1 protein-coding gene is annotated in these 1,363 nt (G+C 44.3%); it reads right to left on the reverse strand.

Going from position 1 to position 1,363, the window contains the following annotated elements:
• A partial coding sequence (locus tag Q1K24_RS08765; RefSeq protein WP_300369002.1) for a DUF3373 family protein occupies positions 1-1,078 on the reverse strand: 1,078 nt, incomplete at its 3' end.
• Positions 1,079-1,363: the final 285 nt, after the last annotated feature.

Raw genomic sequence — 1,363 nt, forward strand, 5'->3', positions numbered from 1 at the left:
TGGTATAGTTGCCCGCCCAGCTGGCGAAGAGAATCGTATCGTCCAGGAAATCGTTAATCCCGTCACCCACACCATCTGCAATAGCACTGACAGCAAAGCCATGCATACCTCCTAGGTTTCTTAAGTTAAAGTCAGGAGCAGGAGGAACTCCAGGCACTCCCATTATATTAGCAACTTGTTGATTGTCAAACCCGAGCAGATTCCATGAATAGAAATAGGTGGTATGGACAGAATACTGACCGTCATCGTATGGGACAAAGATAAATCCTGCCAGATCGTTGTCGGCTGTGTAATCATCATTCGAGACATAGGCGTTACCACCCCCATAAAATCTGGGATTGGCATTCGTAAAACCACGCCCCAGACAGAGCTTGAAATACATGCCGCTTACATCGGTGACATTGGAGAGGTCGAATTTGAAACTGGCCCCATCGAACTCCACATTGATAATATGACCGAGAGGAGATTGCGCCGGATTGTCTTCCCGTAGATTGGCAAGCAGCCCATCTGTGGAAGGGCGCCGTCCTACGCTCGCCGTCCAGGGCACATCAGCTCCCAGAAATTTGTCGCCGAAATAGATGAAATATGCCTGACGGACTTTGACAGTTCCATCCGTTGCATTTTCATTGACAACCCAGTCGAAATAGTTATATCCCTGATTGGGACTTGTTGGAGTAGGATGCGGTGTAGCCGTCTGAGACTGTCCGAACAGTTTATAATAGGAAAGCTGACCAATAAAACTCAAATTGGACATTGGAGCATACTTCATACCCAGCCACATCCTGTTGCTGAACAGATCATTCTTCTCAACCTTTTCCCCGCTCATATGTTTGTAACTTATCGCATCGTAAGCGGACCGAAAATCAACACTCCATTTGATATTATCGTTCAATGCCGCTGATTTCAATTCACTGATCTGCTTTTTTAGCTTTTTGGCTTTCAGCCCTTTTGTCTGTTCTTTAAGAGCTTGTACCTCTTTTTTCAACGCTTCGAGTTCAGCCCGCAAATCTTCGTCTGCCGCCATACCCATCGTCGCAGCGATCGCTGCCGCTGCTGAAACCGCAATCAGTTTCTTCATTCTTACTCCTTTGGCATGTATTACAAATTTTTATTTGTAAGTATCACTATTGTAAACCCAATCCCTTTAAATGAATCTTAAAACAATCTCTTTTTATTATAATTTTTTATAATATTCTTGGGGCTTATGGAATTGATAAGCGGTTTCTGGAAGATAATAACTCAAACTGATGACAAACAGGAGTAGAAGTGAAGAATGGAAAGGGCAGAGAAGCCTGCCCTTTCGTAAAAATCAGTACTGATAGCGTACGTAGAAACGAACATCCTGCGCTTCGATGTCGACATC

Source organism: Hydrogenimonas sp. (genome assembly GCF_029932565.1).
Taxonomy (GTDB): Bacteria; Campylobacterota; Campylobacteria; order Campylobacterales; family Hydrogenimonadaceae; genus Hydrogenimonas.